Annotated in this window: 28 protein-coding genes and 1 pseudogene; 13 read left to right on the top strand and 16 right to left on the bottom strand. The window is 37.0% G+C overall.

Annotation, left to right across the window (positions count from 1 at the left end; genetic code table 11):
- Window positions 1-3: 3 nt before the first annotated feature.
- The 10 genes from B3317_RS10920 (at window position 4) to B3317_RS10875 (ending at window position 6,862) form a co-directional block, all read left to right on the top strand.
- Window positions 4-291, top strand: a complete 288-nt coding sequence (locus B3317_RS10920; RefSeq protein WP_291111393.1) for a nitrogen regulatory IIA protein — start codon at window positions 4-6, stop codon at window positions 289-291.
- The gene (gene traM, locus B3317_RS10915) at window positions 278-1,618 is read left to right on the top strand and encodes a conjugative transposon protein TraM (protein ID WP_291111392.1); all 1,341 of its coding nucleotides are present in this window, start codon (window positions 278-280) and stop codon (window positions 1,616-1,618) included. The genes B3317_RS10920 and traM overlap by 14 nt, the downstream gene beginning before the upstream one ends.
- 24 nt (window positions 1,619-1,642) lie before the next feature.
- The gene (gene traN / locus B3317_RS10910; RefSeq protein WP_109568732.1) at window positions 1,643-2,542 is read left to right on the top strand and encodes a conjugative transposon protein TraN; all 900 of its coding nucleotides are present in this window, start codon (window positions 1,643-1,645) and stop codon (window positions 2,540-2,542) included.
- Window positions 2,543-2,563: 21 nt separating this feature from the next.
- Complete coding sequence (locus B3317_RS10905; protein ID WP_291111390.1) at window positions 2,564-3,124, top strand: conjugal transfer protein TraO; 561 nt, start codon at window positions 2,564-2,566, stop codon at window positions 3,122-3,124.
- Window positions 3,125-3,135: 11 nt separating this feature from the next.
- Window positions 3,136-3,585: a DUF3872 domain-containing protein gene (locus tag B3317_RS10900; RefSeq protein ID WP_291111388.1), complete on the top strand. Its 450-nt coding sequence runs from the start codon at window positions 3,136-3,138 to the stop codon at window positions 3,583-3,585.
- A gap of 139 nt (window positions 3,586-3,724) precedes the next feature.
- On the top strand, window positions 3,725-3,997 hold the full coding sequence (locus tag B3317_RS10895; protein WP_109568729.1) for a molybdenum ABC transporter permease: 273 nt from the start codon (window positions 3,725-3,727) through the stop codon (window positions 3,995-3,997).
- A gap of 86 nt (window positions 3,998-4,083) precedes the next feature.
- On the top strand, window positions 4,084-5,373 hold the full coding sequence (locus B3317_RS10890) for a hypothetical protein (RefSeq protein ID WP_291111386.1): 1,290 nt from the start codon (window positions 4,084-4,086) through the stop codon (window positions 5,371-5,373).
- A gap of 170 nt (window positions 5,374-5,543) precedes the next feature.
- Window positions 5,544-5,855 carry a helix-turn-helix domain-containing protein gene (locus B3317_RS10885; protein ID WP_291111384.1) on the top strand — a complete coding sequence of 104 codons (312 nt, stop codon included), beginning with the start codon at window positions 5,544-5,546 and terminating at the stop codon, window positions 5,853-5,855.
- Complete coding sequence (locus tag B3317_RS10880) at window positions 5,836-6,135, top strand: helix-turn-helix domain-containing protein (protein ID WP_109568727.1); 300 nt, start codon at window positions 5,836-5,838, stop codon at window positions 6,133-6,135. The genes B3317_RS10885 and B3317_RS10880 overlap by 20 nt, the downstream gene beginning before the upstream one ends.
- A gap of 277 nt (window positions 6,136-6,412) precedes the next feature.
- A complete protein-coding gene (locus B3317_RS10875; protein WP_109568726.1) occupies window positions 6,413-6,862 on the top strand; it encodes a response regulator transcription factor in 450 nt (149 codons plus the stop codon).
- On the opposite strand, the gene B3317_RS10870 is transcribed toward B3317_RS10875, so the two are convergent.
- The 13 genes from B3317_RS10870 to B3317_RS10810 all read right to left on the bottom strand — a co-directional run bounded on the left by B3317_RS10870 (window position 6,859) and on the right by B3317_RS10810 (window position 17,170).
- A complete protein-coding gene (locus B3317_RS10870; RefSeq protein WP_291111381.1) occupies window positions 6,859-7,839 on the bottom strand; it encodes a bacteriophage abortive infection AbiH family protein in 981 nt (326 codons plus the stop codon). The two genes, B3317_RS10875 and B3317_RS10870, sit on opposite strands and share 4 nt — an antisense overlap.
- A gap of 30 nt (window positions 7,840-7,869) precedes the next feature.
- Window positions 7,870-8,445: a hypothetical protein gene (locus B3317_RS10865; protein WP_109568724.1), complete on the bottom strand. Its 576-nt coding sequence runs from the start codon at window positions 8,443-8,445 to the stop codon at window positions 7,870-7,872.
- Window positions 8,446-9,597: a HEPN-associated N-terminal domain-containing protein gene (locus B3317_RS10860; RefSeq protein ID WP_291111377.1), complete on the bottom strand. Its 1,152-nt coding sequence runs from the start codon at window positions 9,595-9,597 to the stop codon at window positions 8,446-8,448.
- A 314-nt stretch (window positions 9,598-9,911) separates the two neighbouring features.
- Window positions 9,912-10,718 carry a PRTRC system ThiF family protein gene (locus B3317_RS10855; protein WP_291111375.1) on the bottom strand — a complete coding sequence of 269 codons (807 nt, stop codon included), beginning with the start codon at window positions 10,716-10,718 and terminating at the stop codon, window positions 9,912-9,914.
- Window positions 10,718-11,440, bottom strand: a complete 723-nt coding sequence (locus tag B3317_RS10850; protein WP_109568721.1) for a PRTRC system protein B — start codon at window positions 11,438-11,440, stop codon at window positions 10,718-10,720. Before B3317_RS10850 ends, B3317_RS10855 begins: the two co-directional genes overlap by 1 nt.
- Complete coding sequence (locus B3317_RS10845; protein ID WP_291111373.1) at window positions 11,440-12,606, bottom strand: hypothetical protein; 1,167 nt, start codon at window positions 12,604-12,606, stop codon at window positions 11,440-11,442. Before B3317_RS10845 ends, B3317_RS10850 begins: the two co-directional genes overlap by 1 nt.
- A gap of 17 nt (window positions 12,607-12,623) precedes the next feature.
- Window positions 12,624-12,842 (bottom strand): PRTRC system protein C, encoded by a 219-nt coding sequence (locus B3317_RS10840; RefSeq protein WP_124986857.1) that lies wholly within the window; start codon window positions 12,840-12,842, stop codon window positions 12,624-12,626.
- A 17-nt stretch (window positions 12,843-12,859) separates the two neighbouring features.
- Window positions 12,860-13,471 carry a PRTRC system protein E gene (locus tag B3317_RS10835; RefSeq protein WP_109568719.1) on the bottom strand — a complete coding sequence of 204 codons (612 nt, stop codon included), beginning with the start codon at window positions 13,469-13,471 and terminating at the stop codon, window positions 12,860-12,862.
- A 12-nt stretch (window positions 13,472-13,483) separates the two neighbouring features.
- Window positions 13,484-13,678 carry a hypothetical protein gene (locus B3317_RS10830; RefSeq protein ID WP_109568718.1) on the bottom strand — a complete coding sequence of 65 codons (195 nt, stop codon included), beginning with the start codon at window positions 13,676-13,678 and terminating at the stop codon, window positions 13,484-13,486.
- A gap of 10 nt (window positions 13,679-13,688) precedes the next feature.
- Entirely contained in the window at window positions 13,689-13,895 is a 207-nt protein-coding gene (locus B3317_RS10825; protein WP_109568717.1) for a DNA-binding protein, read from the bottom strand.
- 52 nt (window positions 13,896-13,947) lie between these two features.
- On the bottom strand, window positions 13,948-15,021 hold the full coding sequence (locus tag B3317_RS10820) for a DUF932 domain-containing protein (RefSeq protein ID WP_109568716.1): 1,074 nt from the start codon (window positions 15,019-15,021) through the stop codon (window positions 13,948-13,950).
- 45 nt (window positions 15,022-15,066) lie between these two features.
- A complete protein-coding gene (locus B3317_RS10815) occupies window positions 15,067-15,462 on the bottom strand; it encodes a single-stranded DNA-binding protein (protein WP_291111367.1) in 396 nt (131 codons plus the stop codon).
- 457 nt (window positions 15,463-15,919) lie between these two features.
- Entirely contained in the window at window positions 15,920-17,170 is a 1,251-nt protein-coding gene (locus B3317_RS10810; RefSeq protein ID WP_109568714.1) for a site-specific integrase, read from the bottom strand.
- 438 nt (window positions 17,171-17,608) lie between these two features.
- Here B3317_RS10810 and B3317_RS10805 point away from each other — a divergent pair, with 438 nt between their 5' ends.
- The 3 genes and pseudogenes from B3317_RS10805 to B3317_RS10795 all read left to right on the top strand — a co-directional run bounded on the left by B3317_RS10805 (window position 17,609) and on the right by B3317_RS10795 (window position 19,517).
- Window positions 17,609-17,782, top strand: a complete 174-nt coding sequence (locus B3317_RS10805; protein WP_291111363.1) for a DUF3008 family protein — start codon at window positions 17,609-17,611, stop codon at window positions 17,780-17,782.
- 148 nt (window positions 17,783-17,930) lie between these two features.
- Entirely contained in the window at window positions 17,931-18,188 is a 258-nt protein-coding gene (locus B3317_RS10800; RefSeq protein WP_291111361.1) for a GlsB/YeaQ/YmgE family stress response membrane protein, read from the top strand.
- Between the two features lie 115 nt (window positions 18,189-18,303).
- Window positions 18,304-19,517: pseudogene (locus B3317_RS10795) on the top strand (NAD(P)/FAD-dependent oxidoreductase).
- Window positions 19,518-19,659: 142 nt separating this feature from the next.
- Here the strand turns inward: B3317_RS10795 and B3317_RS10790 are convergent.
- From B3317_RS10790 to B3317_RS10780, 3 genes are all read right to left on the bottom strand, one after another.
- Window positions 19,660-19,905: a hypothetical protein gene (locus B3317_RS10790; RefSeq protein WP_291111359.1), complete on the bottom strand. Its 246-nt coding sequence runs from the start codon at window positions 19,903-19,905 to the stop codon at window positions 19,660-19,662.
- A 131-nt stretch (window positions 19,906-20,036) separates the two neighbouring features.
- The gene (locus B3317_RS10785; protein ID WP_291111357.1) at window positions 20,037-20,441 is read right to left on the bottom strand and encodes a group III truncated hemoglobin; all 405 of its coding nucleotides are present in this window, start codon (window positions 20,439-20,441) and stop codon (window positions 20,037-20,039) included.
- Window positions 20,442-20,525: 84 nt separating this feature from the next.
- A complete protein-coding gene (locus B3317_RS10780) occupies window positions 20,526-21,137 on the bottom strand; it encodes a metallophosphoesterase (protein WP_291111355.1) in 612 nt (203 codons plus the stop codon).
- Between the last annotated feature and the right edge of the window lie 245 nt (window positions 21,138-21,382).

Here is a 21,382-nt window from a genome sequence, read left to right as displayed (position 1 = left end):
GCTATGAAAAAATTAAGAGCAAATATGGATAGGTATTTCGATAAGCTGGACGAACATTGGCAGGCATTGCCAGTTCGTAAACAGCATCAATATACCCTGTATTTTTTTGTGGGTTATCTCTTGCTTACCGCAGGGGTTATCGGCAAAGTAGTGTACGATACAGGTAAGCCCAATGATGCCATCAACATCAGGCATATCGAAAACCCTATTCTCAAAAAAAATGAAAGTCCAGCAAGGTTGCAGGACACAGTATCAACAATTTTAAAAAATAGGATTTATGAAAGAAAATGAGAACAAAAAATCGGTTGTTCGGGTAACAGAGGGAAACCCGACATCAACTGCTGATGTACTGCAAGATGGTACACAGAACAAAGCCGAAAAGCTCAAAAAGCCACTCATTTTTGGCTTAATGGCAGTTGTCTTCTTAGGTTGTATGTACCTCATATTTAAACCGTCTGAAGATAAAAAGGCAATTGAAAACGTAGGGCTTAACGATGCAGTTCCACAGGCAACGGGTGCAGGAATGCCTGCCGACAAGGGCAAGGCTTACGAACAGGAAATGCTCGAACGAAAAGAACAGGAAAAGCGAAATTCTTTAGCTACGCTTTCTCACTATTGGGATACGGAAGATAAAGATGAGCCGACTGACGAACAATTTTCTGACGAAGATGAAAATAACGGCTATGGTAATAGTAAAAGTTCGGTAAGAAACGGTAGTCCAGCGTTGAGCAGCTACAGAAATGCGCAAAGTACATTAGGGTCATTTTATCAGAGTGAAAATTCGGAAACAACGGAACTACGCAGGCAATTGGACGAATTGAAAGAACGATTAGCAGAGAAAGATGTACCTAAACCCGTTACTGTTAATGACCAGCTTGCCCTGATGGAGAAATCCTATCAGATGGCGGCAAAGTATCTTCCACAAGGTACTGCGAACACAGGAGAAGCACCTCAAACTAATGGTACAGCATCAAAGGCTTCGGGTGCTAATCAAAAAGAGCATTTTGTAGCTTTTACCCCTACAAAGAAAAACACCGTATCAGCCCTGTACCGTGAGCCAAGCGACAGTGCTTTTTTAGCCGATTGGAGCGAAACAAAAAATCGTGGGTTTTATACTGCTGGTTCTACTGAGCAAACAGTGCAGCCGAAAAACAGTATTAAAGCCTGCGTTCACGAAACGCAGACTGTTATCGGGGAAACAGGCGTAAGGCTGCGTTTATTGGAACCTGCTAAAACACCTAACCGAACCATTCCCAAAGGGACGATTGTAACGGCGAATGCCAAATTTCACGGAGGACGTTTACAGCTAAAAATAACATCCATTGAATTAGAGGGCAACATCATCCCGGTTGACATTACCATTTACGATTTGGACGGACAGCAAGGTTTATACGTTCCATATTCGCCCGAAATGAACGCCCTAACCGAAATGGCGGGTAATATGAGCCAGACTTCAGGAACAAGTATAATGCTTACGCAGAATGCCGGACAACAGGTTGCTGCTGATTTAAGCCGTGGCGTGGTACAGGGTATTTCGGGTTATTTCGCCAAAAAAGTAAGAACTCCAAAAGTTACCCTGAAGACAGGGCATCAGGTCTTCCTTGTTTCCAAACAATAATGTTGAACTCAAATAAATAAAATAATGAAAAATCTTTTTAAAACCTTTTGGGCATTCGCTCTGACTGTCGGCATTGCCGCAACCTCTTTTGCACAGGATAGTGCAAAGGCAAAAACACCGCTTGCCTTGGGCAAGATAGAACCGTACCATATGGAAGTTACCTATGATAAAACTTCGCACCTGATTTTCCCAACTGCCATTCGTTACGTGGATTTGGGCAGCGAATACCTGATTGCAGGGAAAGCGGAAGATGCGGAAAATGTTTTGCGTGTAAAAGCATCTGTGAGAAACTTTGAGCCGGAAACCAATTTCTCTGTGATTACTAATGACGGACGTTTTTACAGCTTCAATGTATATTATAGTTCCTATCCGGAGGCGATAAGCTATGACCTGCTAACGATGCAAAAAGCGGTAGATAAAGCAAACGGAAACGATGTGCTTTTTGAAGAATTGGGCAACAATTCCCCGTCATTGGCAGGCTTGCTTTTGGAAACCATTTATAAAAAGGATAAACGTATAGTAAAACATATCGGGGCTAAGAGTTTCGGAATACAATTCATTCTGAAAGGTATTTACATTCACAATGGCAAATACTATTTCCATACGGAATTGAGAAACCGTACCAATGTACCTTTCGAGATTGATTTTGTGAATTTCAAGGTGGTAGATAAGAAAGTAGCCAAACGCACCGTAGTACAGGAACGCCCGATGATACCACTTAGGACTTACAAACCATTGGACGGCATTGCCGGAAAAGCGACCGAACAAAATGTGTTCCTGCTTGACCAATTTACCATTGCCGATGATAAGGTACTGCTGATTGAGATTTTCGAGAAAAACGGCGGCAGACATCAAACACTTCAGGTAGAAAATTCCGACTTAATTAAAGCCCGTTTGATTAACGATATGCACCTGAAATTTTAATAACCTCTTAAAGCAAATAATATGAAAAAGTATATCTATACCGTGATGCTCATCTTTATGGCCATCACGGTTACACAGGCACAAAGAATGCTGCCTAAGCAGAAAGGATTGGAAGTGAGTACAGGTGTACTATCCGATGATAAAATCGGGAATGATTATTATATCAATATAGCAATGACCGTAAACGGTAAGAACGGTAATTACCAGCTTTGGGCGTTGGAATATACGCATCAATATCACGATTATAAAGACCTCCGCATACCACAGGAAACCTATACCGCAGAGGGCGGTTATAGTTTCTTCCTGCTGGGCGATACCCGTAAGAACATCACATTGAACTTCGGAATAACAAGTGTAGTCGGTTATGAAAGCATCAACCGGGGCGAAACGATGTTGTATGACGGGGCGAAAATATTAGACGAGGACAATTTCGTTTATGGTGCTGGTGGTCGGCTGACTTTTGAAACCTACCTGTCAGACCGATTTGTGTTAATCCTGCAAGGGCGAACAAAAGTTCTTTGGGGTACAGACCTGGAGCAGTTTCGACCATCCGCAGGCATAGGATTAAGGTTTAACTTTTAAAACGTAGAACAATGATAGCAATATTTAATAAATTCAGAATGGGGCTACTGCCTGTATATGTACTCTTGGCAATCCTCACAGCTTCGGTTTCGCTGGTATCTTGTAGCAAAGATGATGAACTCGAAATACAGAATGATTTTCCTTTCGAGGTTAAAGTGATGCCAGTACCTAAAGATGTTGCCAACGGACAGACCGTTGAGATACGCATTACTATACAGCGCACTGGAAATTACAGCAACACGCAGTATTTTCTTCGTTATTTCCAATTTGACGGACAAGGCACATTACAGTATTATGATGAACCACCGTATTTGCCAAATGACTTGTACCCATTACCCACAGAGCAATTCAGATTGTATTATAACTCGACTTCTGCCGTATCGCAATCTTTTGACGTTTGGATTTCGGACAGTTTTGGAAACGAGAAGCAGGTAAGTTTTCAGTTTAACAGTAGTGATTAGGACAATGTATGTATTCAGAGCGAACGGCTTATCTTTTCGATAAGCCGTTTTAGCATTCAGCGTATTCGCATAGGAATAATTTTAGAGGTTAATCAATATTTTTTAAATTTATCATCGGTAAAAATTAAAAGTAAGGGCTATGGTGGCATCATTGGTTATAGGAATAATATTCTTGGTTTTGGGGTTGGGTCTTCGTTATTGGATTAACCGTCGGAAGTTTTACAGACGAAGCGACACCGGAGCAGAGGGCTTTTCGTCCTATGAAAAGCAGGTCGCCATTAAGTTTATTGAACGAGTTGGTAAATGGATAGCTTATGCACTGATTATTTTCGGGCTGTTGTCATTGTGGGTTTATTCCCGTGAGAAAAAAGATAAAGAAAAAACAGAAGTGGAAATTCAAAATCCTCGATAATCAATCTGTTTATTCAACCTCCCGCCTAATAAATTTGCATAATTTTGTAGTATGTTAAACAGCAAAATTGGCAAAATATAATTTGAATGAAATTACGAATTGAAAATTGGATTGAGAATAATAATTTTTCAGAAGATGTAAACGTACTATTTACTGATGCCGTTACTTGTTATAAAGCAAGAGCGAACAGAGCATCATTATTGTTTTCATATTTGGCTTTTCTGACAATACTGAAGGAAAGAATAATAGAAGGAACTAAACCAAACCTATTTCCGCAAGGAGAATGGGATAAACTAATCTCTAAATTACAAAATGAAGACCTGTGGGAAGCAAATGTATTTGATGCTACACAACAACAAGAAAAAATTGACCAGGCTACAAAGCAACGTATTAAAGACCCAATTTTTAGCCTTAATGACAATCTACGATTGCAAATAAAATATTGGAAAGACAGGAGGAATGATTGCGCTCATTATAAAGATAACATTATAGACACTTTCCATATCGAAAACTTCTGGGCATTTATGGAGAGTAATATGTCAAAAATAACGATAGAGGGCGGAATGCAATCTTTGATAAATAAAATTTATAAGCACTTTGACCCAACTATTACTCCACCGGATAAAGATATTACTCCATTAATTCAAGAGGTTGAATATTCCGTAGAAAGGTCAAAATTGAAACATTTTTGGGAAACATTGCTAAATAATGGAGAGTGGGATTTTGACTTATCTAAAAGGAAACAGGAACTAATTAGTAAAAGTTTAGAGGTAAATAAAGATTTCGTAAACGATAGTTTAATTGCAATTGTCAAAGCCAATAAATTTTATTTAAAAGATTTTCTATCGAACCATACGGATAAGATTTTAAGATTTAATTTTAACGAAGAAGAAGTCAGAAAATTTTGGAAAACTCAATTGCCATCCTGTAATAATATTTTAGGATTATATACCTCTTTTTTAAGAAATGGTTTAATTCCACAAAATGAAATAGCTGAAGCAAATAGGACTATAATAAGTGCTATACGAGAGTATTCTCCAACTATCAATGAACATCAAATATTGTTAGGAAATGGCTTCTTAAATACGTTTAAAGAAGAGGTTTTAAACAATAGCAGTTTTGTGGGATATAAGTCATATTTATGGGTAAATGATAGAGCCGATATTATTTCCGGAGTAATTAAAAATTATCCCCCTGACAATGATATAATTAACAGATTGGTTGAGCATTATAATCAACGAGATAATTCTGATTGGTTATTGGAAAGATTTAATAATATATTTATTGAAGGAAGTACCATTACCAATGAATATAAAAGTATTTTACAATCTAATAATGTAGAAATACCGGAGAAATTAAAAAAGTATTTTCCTTAAATTGTGAATGAACAATATCAAATCGGATAGCTTAAATAACTATCCGATTTTTTTATTTAAGACAAAAGTAAACTGCCAAATACTGCCTTTCAAAGCCAACGGGCGCAACCTTTCCCAACCGCACAAAAAGCCTTTATAAATTCGACTTCCACAGAAAAATAATGCAAACTATGGAAGTTATTGCACTGCAAAAATCCGCATTGGACGGAATGAAGAATGATATAAAGGAGCTTTTGGAACTGACCGAAAATGCTACTCATAAATATACCTCGATTTTCAAAGAAGAACAATGGCTCGATAACCAGGAGGTGTGCCTGATGATGAACATTACTAAACGGACTTTACAAAGCTACAAGGATAAAGGCATACTGCCTTACTCCAAACTGAACCGCAAGAATTACTATAAACTTTCGGATGTGCAGGCTTTGCTCGAAGCCGGACAGCCGTACAATACAAATGACAATGGATTTACTTACGAATGAAGCCGAAGAAATCATCGCCTATCAGGAAATGATAACACGGTTGCGAAGCCGTATTGAAGAAATATTGAAAAACTACCGTCCTGTAATGAACGGAGAAATTTACCTTTCGGGCGAAGATATGTGCGGATTGCTACATATCAGCAAACGAACTTTACAACAATACCGTGATGATAATATCCTGCCATTTATCCAGATTGGGGGCAAAATAATCTATAAGGAAAGTGATATTCTGAAAATTTTGGAACAGAACTATATATCCAATAAGCCCAACACAGTATAACCATTTTTTACACTTATTATGTTCCGGCATCGGAACGAGTTTAGTATCTTTGCATCTGAAAATATAGAAAATCTTAAAGTGTTTTTGCTTTAGGTTCCGCATTAGAAACTGGTAATTTTTAAAACCCCGGAACAGATAAGTAAGAACGCTCACGTCACAGGCGTGGGCGCTCGCTTATTTGGGGGTCAGGCGTACCAGTGCCTTAATGCCAATAAGTGTAGTTGCCTGCGCCTTCTTTTTTAGTGCAGTCTGCCACTAACTTTAAAAATTGATAGTTATGGAAACTGTAAACAATCTCGACCAAACCAGCATTGCCTTTATCAATGATAAAAGCCCAATTTTGGATTTGACCAACAACGACCTCGTTGCTTCAGGAATTAATGTATTGTTTCGTTCGGAAAACATTGAGGACGGAATATCTCAATTATCCTCTTTAAAGACACTTCCCAAAGTCTTTATTATTGACCTTGATTTTCACGATATGATTGTGCTTACCCAGCTTCGGGAATTAAGGACAAAATATCCAAACATTAAACTTATTGCCTATAGTGATATTGATGTAGATAAAACGGTAAAAGCCGTCTTAGAAATTGGCTTTGAAAGTTATCTGCTTATCGGTAGCGATACAGACGATTTTAAAAAAGCCATTGAAGTTATTATCAATGGCGGTAGATATTTTAGTGTGGGAATAGCAAAAATTGCACAAGAATACTTTACTGATAATTAAAGCTGCTTTTTTAAATCTGTAATTTTTATTTGAATAATATTGTTATCATTTATTCCAAGTTGCAACAATGTTTCCTTGTGTGCTTGCTTTTCAAGCTCACTATAATATGAAACATTCCAAATTACATTTTCATTTAGTTTGGCTTTTAATATTTCAAAATATTTTAAATCAACTTCTGAAATGGAATGTCCCAAAACAATAACTTTTTCAACCTCCGTAAGATTTGTAAAAAAATCAATATTGTGTTCTATAATTGAAGTTGTATTTTTAAATGCCTTTGTATAATAAGATAGTATTTCTTGTTTAGCACTTTCATAAGAAAAGTCATATTCATCAGCCTTTTGCTCACGCCATTCATAGAGTTCTTCTTCGCTTAAACCTTGTGGCGGTTCTTCTTCTTTCTCAATAAAATTCGATGGGTCGGTTCCGTGTCCTAAAATTAGTGTACAGTTGTCTGCATTGGCTCTGTTATGAATATAGGTTATTCGCTCCTCGGGAATATTGTAGCTTTCTTGTAATGTTTCAGTGTAATTGAAGTTTAAAAAATGACTATCATCTTCCAAGTCAATTAGTATGTCTTTTGGAATATTTTCGTATTCAACTTCAAGGATAAAATTATTAAAGTCGTTAATCAGAGTTGTAGTTAAATCTTTGATGATTTCTTCCATCTCTATCTGATAACTATGCCAATCTCTATCTCGAAAATCCTCAGCACCAGGGCGAGCAATTAGGTCAGAATTATCGTCCAATACTGTTAAGTAATCTAAATCAGCTAACGCTTGCTCAAATCTTGACCATAACGCATATTCTTCATCTGTCAATTCGGGGTTTGTAATATCAGGAAGTCCATAATAATTTAATAAAAGGTCATAGACTTCGCTGTCATTTCCAGCCAAGTAGTTTGCAAAACTTTGATATCTTGTGTCTAATCTATGATGGATGTCAAATCCATTACCGATAATGTATAATGTTTTCATAATTCAGTTGCTCAATTTATTCTTGTAGGTTTATAAACCACTGCGTTTGCCAAATATTGGGCTTAGTTTATCCCAAAACTGCTGTTCAAGAATTTCGACAATGAAACGCTCGATAGTTTCATTACTTTCCGAAATGACTTCGTATGCAAAAATATTCAAATCATATTCTAAACAATTGTCCCACTTGCATAAATGTAAACTATAAACTCTCGTTCCCTCTGTACCAAGATGATTTTTAATTCTTGTCCTGAAATCTGTTGTTGAGCTTCCAACGTATAATACATCCGATGAAGTTTTGTTGTATCGGGAAAGATTAACTCTATCTTTATTCTTTGTTTTTAGCTTGTTTGCAGAATGATAGTTTTCAAAATATTCAATTAATCTTTTTACCTTTTTTGGGGACTGAACTCGTAATATATAGATAAGTGGATTATCACTTTTGGGTATTTTATCTATGTGCTTTTTTAGTGTTGCTTTATCTCTAAACTGCAAGGAATGAAAAGATATTTCACAAAATGGTTGAACCGTAATTTTAGAAATTTGGTCAGCTACATTTAATGCGAATTTTTCAGATTGCTTTACGATGTCTTTTGTGTCAATTTTCATTTAAATGATTTTCCTCCGTTCTAATTTATTCAATTTTACCTTTTCTTTACTTAATTCGTCATCCCAAAAAAACACTGCCGATTTCTGATTTCTATTTTGTGAAGAGGGGTAAATAATTCCCGATATTTTATTCTTTCTATTTTTATTAAATGGATACCTTAAAAATTCAGTAACAACTTGCGTTGGAACATATTCGGTATGCTCTTTTCCATCTTTAGTAATTTGTTGAGTTATATCTCTTACAAATGAGTAAAGGAATAAGATAAGGTAGTATCGTTTCTTATCTCTAATTCCGAAAATGCTTGGGATTTTAGGCAACTTATTAAAATCAACAACAATCTGATTTTCTAATGTTTCAAATTCTGCAATCGTAACATACTTTTTGTATTTATCTGTCCTGCTTATTGTTTCCAAAATTGCTGTATCAATATCAAACGCAGAATAAAACATTGATATTCCTGAAGGACTAAACCTATTCGGATAAATTGCTTTTTTATTTGGTGGAGCCGAAATTTCGTCAAATTCAGTAAAATGTGTTTTGAAGTCGTGCTGTCTGCAACGATAAAGTTTTGTTCCTGCCGGGATTTCCCTTATTATATTTAATTTTGATATTAGCTTGCCAACCTCTTGTAATATGTGTAATGCTTTAGGTTGGTCACTATCTCCAGACGAAAAAAGATAACGGGATTTATGTTTAATAATATCCTTAAAGTATTTCCACTGAAATTCTAAATCATCTTTAATATTGTCATAATACAAGTCCGGTTGAGCCCAAGCAATATCTTCAATTGAGTTAACGATGTCTTCTATAACTTCAAACGGCTCAGCGTTTAATTCGATGTGTTCTTGAATGAGTTCGTCAGGAGTATAAATTTCTCCAAGATAACCGCCCTCTCTTGAATTGTAACTCATAAAATTGGCAGCATCTTCGTAGAAATTTGAAATGCCATCCATAATAAATTCCATTAAATCTTCAAGGGGAACGACTTTTAATTCCTTGCCACAATAATCGCAAAAGCCATCTTGATAGTTTTTTTTAATGAAACGGTTAATACTTTTGTATTCAAAATGCTTGATACAAATGTTCTTATCTGGAATACTACTTAAATTTCTACTTTCCAATTCAAGCCACCTCTGTTTTACACCTCCCATATATCTGATTTGTTAGAATACAAATTTAGTGAATTTAAAAAAGTGCTTCTACTCCCATAATCGAAATCAAAACCAATATAGCGACGTTCTTTTGCTTCTTTTCTTTGGTCGCTTATGTAGAAAGAAAAGAAGTTGTTATGATACAAAAAATGGGATAAAGAATATCCCACGCAATAATGCTGCAACCTGTTTGCTAAAATGAAGAAGAAGGAATTGTGTGTGGTGCATTTTGGCAATGGAGTTGCACCTATCTAAAGCAAAAAGACTGCCCGACCATCGGGAGGATCTGTCTTTTTGCCGCCCGACTTTTCGGGTCAGGCGATTTTTATCGGGTGGGTTCGGAAGTCTTTCAGATTGTGAAAAAAACCTTTGTATTCGGTCATTCCCCTGCGAAACAAATTCCACAATAAGGAGCAACCCATTTGTGTCAATGATGAATTGATAAACAAATCTTGATGTTCCAATGCTTCGGCAAGTGAGCAACTTGGTGTGTTGTCCTCTTGTTCGGATTGCATCAGCAATTCGCCAAATTCTTCTGTAACAAATGGCAGGCTTGCCACCGTTTGGTACTTTTCTGAGTTGGGTTGTTTAATTTCCCCGATTGTAGATAACAGCACTTGTCCTGTATTTTGGCTATTGCCGAAATCCAGCCAATACTTTGGGGTATCTCGGTAATTTCTGCGGTTGCTTAATGCTTTCAGTATTTCAGCAACACCAAACCTTGCCTGTACATTATCTACGCAAGTAATTGTAATGGTCGCCTGTGCTTCTTCGGGTATCTGTCCGAAATTATCCTTTTCAAATTTTCGGTTCTCGGCTTTCCAATTCGTACCGATACAACGGTTTACACGGTTAATTAAAGCAACGGATTTATACAATCCTGTTTCACTTTCAAAAAAACGCTGTCTGCCTAAATTTGCAGTCGTGATAATATCATCATCCCACAACCTTACGGACAATCCTGCGTGTCCCAAAGCCGTCAGACTTTCGTTTATCTCTAACAAGGCTGTCAATACTTTTGAGCCTGTGCCACCTGCTCCGATAAGGTTTACTGTAATCGGGTTGGTTGGGTTTAACAGATAGTTATCTGTGAAATGTATTTTTGTTTTCTCGTTATTCATCACAATAGATTTTTAAGGGTTTTACTGTTCTTTTTTAATGCTTCTTTCGGAAAGGGTTTGTTTGTATGAACAAGGTCTTTCCAAAGGGTTACGATGTTCTTTTTGGTCAAGTTCTCGCACAATGAATGGCTGAAATAAGAATTGAAAAAATAATGCTCCCAAGCCTGTATAAATTCTTCAACCGAAGCCGAATTTTTAATGTCAATGCTTACTGTTCCCATACATACGTTGCCTTTTTCGTAGATATTGAAAAATGGGGCGTAATGCAAAGGTGTTTTCTCGGTGGGTCTTCTGTCGTTTGCCAAAGCAAATACAGTCAGACTGCTTTTACTCGCTAACCAAAGCATTGCAGGTACTTGTGCCATTCCGTTGGGAATGTCCAAACCGTCCACAAAATACAGTTGCCTTTGCTGTGCTTTGGTGTACCATAGCACAGTGCCTTTATCAAGGTTCGGATTGATATGCAGAACATTGGTAGGCAAAATTCCTTTTGACTTTAAAAAGGCGGTGTTCTTTTCTTCATCGGTCTGTAAACACTTTGCCAAAACATTGGCTTCTTTTACGGTCAATGGGTGGGCATTGATAGGGTTGCCATCCTTATCCATATCGAAATGCTCTACATAGGTTTCTTTCTCTGTGCTGTTGGTTTCGTAAAAAACCAATGCTGATTTAGGAAAATAAAGCGTTCCGAAATTTGCTGTTATGTCGGTTGCATTGTTCATTATTCTGTGGTTTTATAATTATTCAATAGGTATGAAAGGTCGTCCAATAGTTCAAACATTCGGTTCTCAAAATCAAGGTTTCCAACCGATATTTTCTTGCCGTCAAAGGCTTTGCTAATGGTCGGTTCTTCCAATACTCCGCACTCGTTAAACTCGTTGTTGATGCAGTCTTTAACGCTTTCATACAACCAACCTTTAGTATCTGCGATAAAGGAAATATACTTTTCCATTCCGATAACTTCGTTTTCGCAATCATCGGTATAGGGGTCTTGTTCGGGCATTGGTTCGTTTCGGAAAATACTTGCTGTCGGGTATTCCGTGTAAAGAGCAAAGGCATTACAAGCCACTTTCCAACATTCGTGGTCAAATGTATCACGGCTTTTAAAACGGCTTAAACGCTGTTCAAATACCGTTAGATTGATACGGTTGTATAACTTCTGCTCAATCTTGTCGCCAATGGTTTCCGCTTTCCTCAATTCATTTTTATAACTTTCGGTTTCTTCCGTTTCATCGTCATTATCTATCCAATCTTTATGCGTTTCATACAGCCAATACAAATAACTGTCCTCCTGTCTGTAATACGGTATTCGGGCAATATGGTACAGATAACTGCAAACCGAAGTCAGTAAATGTGCGGTGTGTTTTCGCTGTTTGTCGTGCAACATTTCAAAGAGTGGAACAATAGGAATGTAAAACAGCGTTGTACCTGTGTCGTATCTTTCCTCACTCGTTAAAAAGGTTTTCTTACTGTCCAGTATCAATTTAAAACCGTCCCAATTTCTAAGGCTTCGTTTCATTTTAGTGTCCATATCCCACATAGCCAGTACCATATTGTAGGGATAACCGTAATCCTGTTGGGTTGGCATTGGCTCAATGCTGTAATGCGCGGCAAGTTTGGAAAGGGACTGATAAAAATCCCTTTCCGATTTCTTACAAGCCTGTACAGATTGTGCTGTTTTCAATTTAGGCAGAAACGTACATTTTAAAAAACCATTGGTAGCATTGCTATCGGTACGGATTTCCGTTTGTCTTTTTGTACTTGGTCTGCGTCTTTTGGTCTTTGCATCCATTGTGCGAACTCGCCCAACTGTTGGTGCAACTTCTGTTGCCTTTGCTGTTCGGGTATATGGATTGTTCCCGATATTTTGTTGCGTTGCATAGTTCATTGCTTTACGGTTTTAAATTATCCTTTTGTCCCCATTACGCTTTCAAATCTGTACTCGACTGCATCGTCCTTAATCTTCGGTGCTGATACCTTTGCAGTTGTCAAAATCGGGTACATATTGGCGTAAAAATTCATTACTGCTTCCACGCTCCAACCTGTTTCGGGGTCGGTCAATGTGATTTCCTGTCCTTTATCTTTGAGTATAAAAACTCTCGGTAATACTGTTGCTAATAACATAAATTCGATTTTAAGGGTTAATACTGTTCTTCGTTCTCGTCTGCTTCATCAATGGGATAATCGGCAGTAGCTTCTACCGTTTGTAGTGGCTCTGCGGTTGGTTCTTCCATTGCTCCGAAAAGGCTCGGTGTTGCAAACTTGTCGGACAATGATGTTTTGCGTTTGCGTATCTCATCTGCTTTTTCGGGAAACTCCGTAATGTCAGGTACTTTCATCCACGCTTCACGGAATTTGCCCTCTTTCTCCAGCTCGTCCACCTTTGCCATACCGTCTTTGTATTTCTTGTCTTTGGCTTCTTTTTCCTTTTTGGCTTTCTCGGCTTTCTGCTTCTCCATTTCGGATTGCATTTTGACTGCTTCCATTTGCTTCATAAAGGCTTCCATATCGACCATTAAACCCGAAACGGTTTGTATAGGTGCGGTTATCTGCTGAAAAAATCCCTCGTCAAACTCTTGGGGCGTGGCGTTAAATGTCAATGGGGGAATGAGGTTTTTGGCACTATCTCCGCATTGCTCATTGTTGAGAATAATCGATACAATTAGGTTATTTTCTACTCCCTTAGAAATGTTCAGTTGCAATACTCCTGTAAAATCCAATTGCTGTATCTGATTGAAAAAATTTGTGTTCATTGCTCTTAAATTTTAATGTGTTGTTACTTGTTCTTTGATTGCTGTCAGTTTCTCGTACATATCCACCCAATAGGCTTTTTGCCTTTTGTCAAACTCCGAAAAACTTTTATCCTTATGCCTGTATTCCTTGTAGTCTGCCGTTATTCTTATGGCTTCGTCAAGGTCTGTTACTTCAATTAGGCAACCGTTTAAATCTGTGATGTACATTGCTTTGCTGTTAAGAGTTTAATTTTTCGGAGGTATAAATCCCATTTACATAGTAGCCGAATGATTGTTCCCAAAGGCGTATTAAACCGTTAGTATCTACATAGAATTTTTCTGTTCTATTGCAGTAAATAATGTGTATGGTTTCGTCTATGTGCTTCTTTTCAAGGCTCTGTGCTTTAGCCAGATTTTTTGCTTCTTCTATTGTATTCGCTTCCATATTGATTTTTTATAGTAGGCTACCACCGTTTAAGGCGGTAGCCTGTTATTATTTAATTAAGGTTTAGGATTTCCGCACCGTCCAAAGCAAATGCAGTACATAATTCAAATGCTTTCTGTGATTTGAGTTGTGCAGTTCCACCCAATACAATGCTCTGTAATTTGGCTTCATCATTCTTATAATTTCTTACGTTCTGATAGTAGCCTGTAACAGCGTTATAAGCTCCGAACAATGTACCTTTGGTGGTATCCATTTGCTGTGTGTCGCTTATCATAGCGTATGCAAATGCGTCCTCAACGGTGTTTTTGAACACGGTGGAAATTTCATCGTCTGCACCTTTTTTGATAAGGTCAAGCGTTTCCTTGTTTGGGCAAAGTGCCAACTGGATTAGCTTTCTTACTTCTCGGTCATTCACTTTTACTTTTGTCCACTCGTTGAAAATACCCTCTAATTGGTTGCTCAAAGTATTGGCAAGTCCCATAATCTTGTGGGCGTTCTCGATACGTTGTTTTGCTCCCGAAGTGTGTTTGATACGAACTACATTGGTCATACTGCGTAGTGAGGCATTCAGTGTGTTTTGGCATACAATCCTGATAGGAGTAAATGCGGCTGTGATACTTCCGCTACCATCGTGCGAAGTGGTTAAGAAAATGTACTTTTCCGTTACATCATCGCCATTGCCTACACGGATATAGTCGGGTAGTTTCGCTGTGATAAAAATGCGTTCTCCGTTGCCTAACGCTCCTGCGGTTTCATATAGAATGCCCTCGCCACCACCTACAATAGCATCAAAGAAATTAAAGGCTTCACGGTTTTGTACAATGTGGTAATCCTTGCCGACTACGCCCAATACTGCATTGTTATCGGTGCGTATGTTGGCGAAATAGTTAGGTACAGCTAATTCGCTACTGCCTATCTCTATGCCGTTGGCAGTTTCGATAATGCCCGAACCTTTGGTAAATAGAGGGGATTTTTCGACCTCATAATCTAACCCTGCGTGTATAATAGCTTCTTCGCTTGTTGGGTATTGCTCCACGATTTGCCCTAAACCGTGCCACGCTTTTTGTTGAACGCTAAAGAATGAATAACGTCCTGTTCTCTCGTTGAAATTGATATTATGTGCCATAATGTTTGAAATTTTGATAGTTAAAAAATGATTGAATGTTAGTTGTTAAAATGGGAGGTCGTCATTTACTCCCTGCGATGTAAATCCGTTGCTTTCAGATTGTGCAGCAGTAGCCTGTACGGTTTCTACTTTCTTGCTACCTCCGTGTAATTTGATTTGTGAGGTATTGAAGTTTAGCCCCGAACGTGCTTCGCCGTCTTTGCCTATCCACGCCCTTGTGCTTACCCTGCCCGTGAGTTCTACCAATGTGCCTTTTGTAAGCAGGTTTGCTACTTTTGCCGATAGCCAGTAGGCACAATCGAAATAGGTTGTTTGCTCTACACGTTCGCCCTGTTTGTTACGGTAGCTTTCGTTGGTCGCAACTGAGAAGTTTACTACCTGTTTTTCGTTCGACAATGTGCGTACTTCCGCATCTTTTGTCAGTCTTCCAATGATGTTCATAATCGTCCTGTTTTAAAAGTTTTACATTTTGTTACGTTCGCTTTCTTCGCTTCCTGCTCCCTGTTAGTGGCTTTCTCCGCTTCGCTTCGCAAATCATTTTTCCAAAAGAAAAACCGGAAAAAAGAAAGCAGATAATCCAAGCGGGCTATGCGGAAAAACCAAAAGGAAACGGAATAAGTCCCGGAGGGTGGCAAGGCAACACACTACAACCGGCGAAGCCATCATTTTGCCTTGCCATTATGCCGTAGTCTTTTGGTTGGGGAGGTGCGATGGCAGCCCGCTATAACTTAGCTGCCTTTTTACCGGTTGATTGTGGAAAATTTATTATCTAATAAACCTTTTAGAATAAATGACCAGGCTATGAAAGCCTGTGATAGAGATTTGAAAATGGATTAATGAGGGCATAAAAAAAGCAGAACCGTTAAGTTCTGCTCGCTTATGAAGTAATAAAGATTAATCAGATTGCTGTTAAAAATGCTTCTTCCATAGCTTGAAATTTTGGGGCAACTAAGTCCATATCCTTACTGATTTTCTGGCTTGTGATTTTAGCATAAATCTGAGTAGTAGCAATATTTTTATGTCCCATCATTTTGCTAAGGCTTTCAAGTGGTACACCCTCGGTCAAGAACATTGTTCCAAAAGTATGTCTTGCCGTATGAAAGGTTACTTTTTGTTCTGTAATAATTTCTGCTTTTCCAATCAATTTACCTACGTGGGTATTACAGGTTGCATTGGTCGGAACGGGGAAGATAAATTCATTTCTTGTTGTGCCCTGATATTTTTCAATGATGCGTTTTGGTATTTCCATTAGTCGAACATTGGATGCAACATCTGATTTTTTCCTCTTGCTGATAATCCACTGATGTCCATCAAAGAATGATTGAATATTGTTTCTTGTCAATTTTTTAATATCTGCGTATGCAAGTCCGGTAAAGCAACTGAAAATAAAAAGGTCTTTTACAAGTTCATAGCGTGGGTGCGATGGTACGCATAGCATAAATCTTTCAACATCTTCTTTAAGAATGTACCCTCTGTCGGTTTCTTCCATACTAATTTCATAATCCTGAAACGGATTATCACGTATCAAACCTTTCTTAATAGCCAATTCAACCAGACTTAATACAGGCATTGTGTAAACCCAGACCGTATTATGAGAGGACTGTAAATCATATCGAAGATAAAAATCAAACTCACGAATAAAGTCGGCAGTCAATTCCCGAAAAGCCATATCATCACGATGATAACGCTCTTTTATAAATGTGGTAAGATGATTGTAAACAGTGATATATTTATTATAGGTACTCTGGGAGCGTTCTTCCTTTTCAACCAATTTTTTAAAATCTTCATTTTGGTCGTTAAAGACTTTTAGTATTGCATCATCCATTACACCTACACCCAAAAAAGATAATTTTACTTTTTGGGCAGTAGCAAAGCCCTCGTGCTTCAGCATATCTTCATATATCTTGTCAATACGCCCTCGTATATTGTCCAGTTTTTTGTTAATGCTCAAAGCTGTGGCACTTTTGCCCTCAACTCTTCCGTATTTTAAATCCCAATTATTAGGGTCAATTTCTAACTTTGTTCCCAAAGTTTTAGGTGTTCCATCAATGGTAATACGTGCCATAATTGGGGCGTTACCATTCTTTTTCAGTTCGTTCTTTTTCAGATAGAAAAGCAGTTTGAACGTCGATTTTTTTGTCTGCTCCATAACTCGAATGTTTAATGTTTAAAATTAAATTACATTGAGTTACAAGGAAATAGAGAAAACAGAGCAAAAGACTGAAGTATAATCAGTTAAGTTGTATTGTTACCGTTGTCAATCGGTAACGAATTAGTAACCTAACCTTGTCATTTTAAGCACAAAACCTATCAGACACCGAGTTCCAAACTAAGACTACAATTTTACAAAGCTTTGTATAACAACGGTTTTAACCGTTTTGCTTATTTTTGCTTTTTACTAACCTTTTTTTGTAAAAAAAATTAAATTTCGATATACAAACAAGGAATTGTATTTTGTCCTCTACCAGAAGATATGTAAGAGGACTCAAAAGAAGGTATTGAAGAGATCCATAACACTATCTCACGAACAATTAGTTTTCACTTACTGTTTATAATACATAGAATATCTAATTAAAAAAAATATTTTATGCCTGCAAAAAGTGAAAAACAGAGACGATTAATGGGTGCTGCCCTTGCCTATAAAAGGGGAGAAACCAAAAATGTGAGTGATGAAGTGAAAAAAGTCGCAGATAGTATGACTGAAAAGGAGCTGGAAGACTTTGCCTCTAAACCTATATCGAACAAGAAAGGGAAAAAGTAGAGATACTCTCAGTTTATTATCTGAGAATCTGTTTGCGTCATAACGTAATAAAATCCAAAAAGTAAAAAGCACCTTTGCTATACGGTATAATTTTATACTGATCTAATAAAACAGTAACAGTTGATGTATAATTAAAAATTGAAATATTATGGAAGGATTAGGAATTCTTTGGACCATTATTATTGGTATCGCAGCCGGAGCAATCGCCGGATGGATAATGAAAGGCAGAGGTTTTGGCCTGATAATAAACCTTATAGTCGGATTAGTGGGAAGTTTCTTGGGCGGATGGATTTATGGGTTGTTAGGTATAACCACCGGTGGAATATTAGGCGTGCTATTAATGTCTGTCATAGGAGCTGTTGTTTTACTTTGGATAATATCATTATTCAAAAAATCAGCGGATTAGTGCGTTATAACTTAAATATATTTGTCTCTTTATAAGACTGACAACAGAAGGAAAACCTATTCAGTAAAAAAGGATTAGCTACATATAAATAATCTTATAAATCAAATACATATTTATGGACTTATATTCGGGCTTACCGTATTGGATCGCTAAAAATCCACTTTACAACTATTTCAATCCTTTAGAATCGGATTTCAATACAGATGTTATAATTATAGGCGCCGGGATTACCGGTGCTTAGTTGTTCATGAATTATGCAATGCCGGGATAAAATGTGCTATAGTAGATAAACGAAGTATAACCACGGGCAGTTCTACTGCCAGCACAGCCCTGCTACAGTATGAAATAGATACGCCTTTGTGCGATATGGTGAAAATTATTGATGAAGATTTAGCTGTACAGGCTTACCGATCCTGCCTTCAATCAATAACGGATATAGAAAATGTATTTAAAGGTATTGGCTTTGATCCTGATTTTGAAAGAGTACCCAGCGTTTTTTTTGCGAGTGATAAGAAGGGTGTAAAACTTATAGAAAGAGAATATGAAATAAGGGAAAAATATAAATTGCCGGTAACCCTTTTAGATAAAAAAGTATTGTCTGATAAATATGGTTTTCGGGCATCCTGTGCACTTGAAAATAACGAATCGGCACAGATAGATGCTTATAAGGCTGCTACTCATTTAATCGATTTCCATATTCATAAAAGTGGTTTAAAGGTTTTTACGAATACCGAAGTTACCAAAATTAAGGAAAAATCCGCCGGTTATGAATTACAAACAACCAACGGATATAAGATAAGCTCCAAGTATGTAATAATTGCAGCCGGATTTGAAGCTGGTAAATTCCTGCCAAAACAGGTTATGAAACTGACTTCTACTTATGCATTAGTATCAGAACCTGTCGATGAAAAATATATATGGCATAAAAAGAGCCTTATATGGGAAACAAAAGAACCATATATATACATCCGTACCGATAATGAGAACCGTATTATTGTAGGAGGAGAAGACGAAGACTTCAAAGACCCTGTAAAAAGGGATAGTTTATTGAGAAAGAAAGTATCCATCCTTGAAAAGAAATTTAAAAAATTATTCCCTGATATTCCTTTCAAAACAGATATGGCCTGGTGTGGTACCTTTAGTTCTACCGACGATGGCCTGCCATATATAGGTACATGGCCGGGAGCAGATAGAATGTTTTATGCATTGGGCTATGGCGGAAATGGAATTACATTCAGCATGATAGCGGCCCAACTTATAAAAAATAAATTGAAAGGCATCAGGGACGAAAGAGAAAATGTCTTCGGTTTCAACCGAAAACGGAAATAAAGATTGCAGTTTTTCACCAATCCGGATCATAAAGAAGGCATTAAGACCCGGACGTCAAATAAATAGGAAAACTCTTTACGATCAATCCTGCGGGGAAAATATATAAAAATTTTAGAATAGTAAAATTTTAATTTACTACTACTTATCCTTTGCTTAATGAGAGAATGGTAGAACCATGAAACCGGAGTAATGCCCTTATTTTATCAGTCAAATCCGTAATGTCAGAGTCTGCTTCGGCAGTAAAGGTAAATACGAAAGAATATGGATCTTCATCATTCAGTTCAATTAACGAAATACCTGCAAATTTTGAAATTTCTTCAATGATGAGAGACGTTTTGGTTTTAATTACAGGATTTAAAGCTTTTATCTTAATACTAACTTGCTCCACTATATTTAATTTTGATGTAAAGCTATGAAATAATCGCTTAGCAAATAGTTAAAATGTATTTTTATACTTCACCCGAGAAGTTAATATTAGCTAGTATAGCCTGTTCTGGGACATAATGTTGTCCTCTTCATTTATTCTGTACTACGAAACTTATTTCCAGACTTTTTATGAAGATAATCGAGTTTGCCTTGAAATATATCAGCGATATTATAGGCTCTATTCTTAGCTTCATCTGCCACAGGTCCGGAAAACAGATCATCCACTGTCTCTGTGAAAAGAGATAGCCATCTGTCAAAGTGCGTTTTATTGATAGGCAGTTGCGCATGAGGGGGAAATGGGTATCCGAAATACGTCTGTTCCTTGAGCAAAATACTTTGCCAAAAAGAATGTAATTTATTGAGATGCTCATCCCAATGGTTTTGTATTTTATCATTAAATATAGGTCCTATCAAATTATCTTTACGGACTTTACCATAAAATGTATTAACCATTCTCTTAATATCATTTATGTTTTCAATATCTTTAGTAGAAGCCATATCTGTTTGTCTATTATGTGAGAGTTAAATAATTCATCATATCAAAGATACAAAAAAGAAATAGCCGGATGTTTACATCTGGCTTTAGTAGTAATTAGTTTTCTTAAAAATTGGGTTTTCAGACTGAATTCTCATTATATCTTTCAGTTCAAGGAAAGATATTGGTTCGAAATTATTATTATCCACTCCAACATCATATTGTGAAGCAAATAATCTGGTCTTTAATGTGGTAAACTCAACCAAATCTCTTGTATGTAAATGACCGAAAAGCTGCCACGAACCTTTAAAAGATCCTTGCCAGTCCAGTAAAGGATAATGACATAATACCATATACAAATATTTCAAAGTAATACTATCCTGTATTCTGACGTATAGTAAGTCATGAACCTCGTCGAAAATAGATAATAATATATTCTCAGAATAATTGCTGTCGTGATTTCCTCTTATTAATATTTTACGGCCGTTTAGCCGGGTGAAGATATCTACAATACAGGTCTTATCACAAAAACCAATGTCCCCTAATACAAAGGTTAATCCATCTGATGGAACAATTTTATTCCAGTTATGAATAAGGGTTTCATCCATTTCTTTGAGACTTTTAAATGGCCGGTTAGCAAACTTTATAATTCCATCATGTCCGAAATGGTGATCTGAAGTAAAAAATATCTTATCTGATGTCTGGCTTATTTTTCTCATTTAAAATTGATCTATTACACTTTTCTTATCTTTTATTTATTCCACTACCCTACTCTATTCATGCCCTGTCTTCTCAAAGTTCTTGCTACTCATACTTGACCTTTTGTAGATATTCTGTTCAGGCTAAATAAAGTGAATCATCACACATACAAATATAGAGTGATTTTTCATTTTTACTGTATCTATTAACCATTTATACCTATATGGTTTGAGTATGTATAATTCTGTGTAGGATTTATAATATA

Source organism: Dysgonomonas sp. UBA7710 (assembly GCF_002482385.1).
Taxonomy (GTDB): Bacteria; Bacteroidota; Bacteroidia; order Bacteroidales; family Dysgonomonadaceae; genus Dysgonomonas.
The sequence above is the reverse complement of the archived record's forward strand: the minus strand, read 5'-3'. Positions and strand labels throughout refer to the sequence as shown.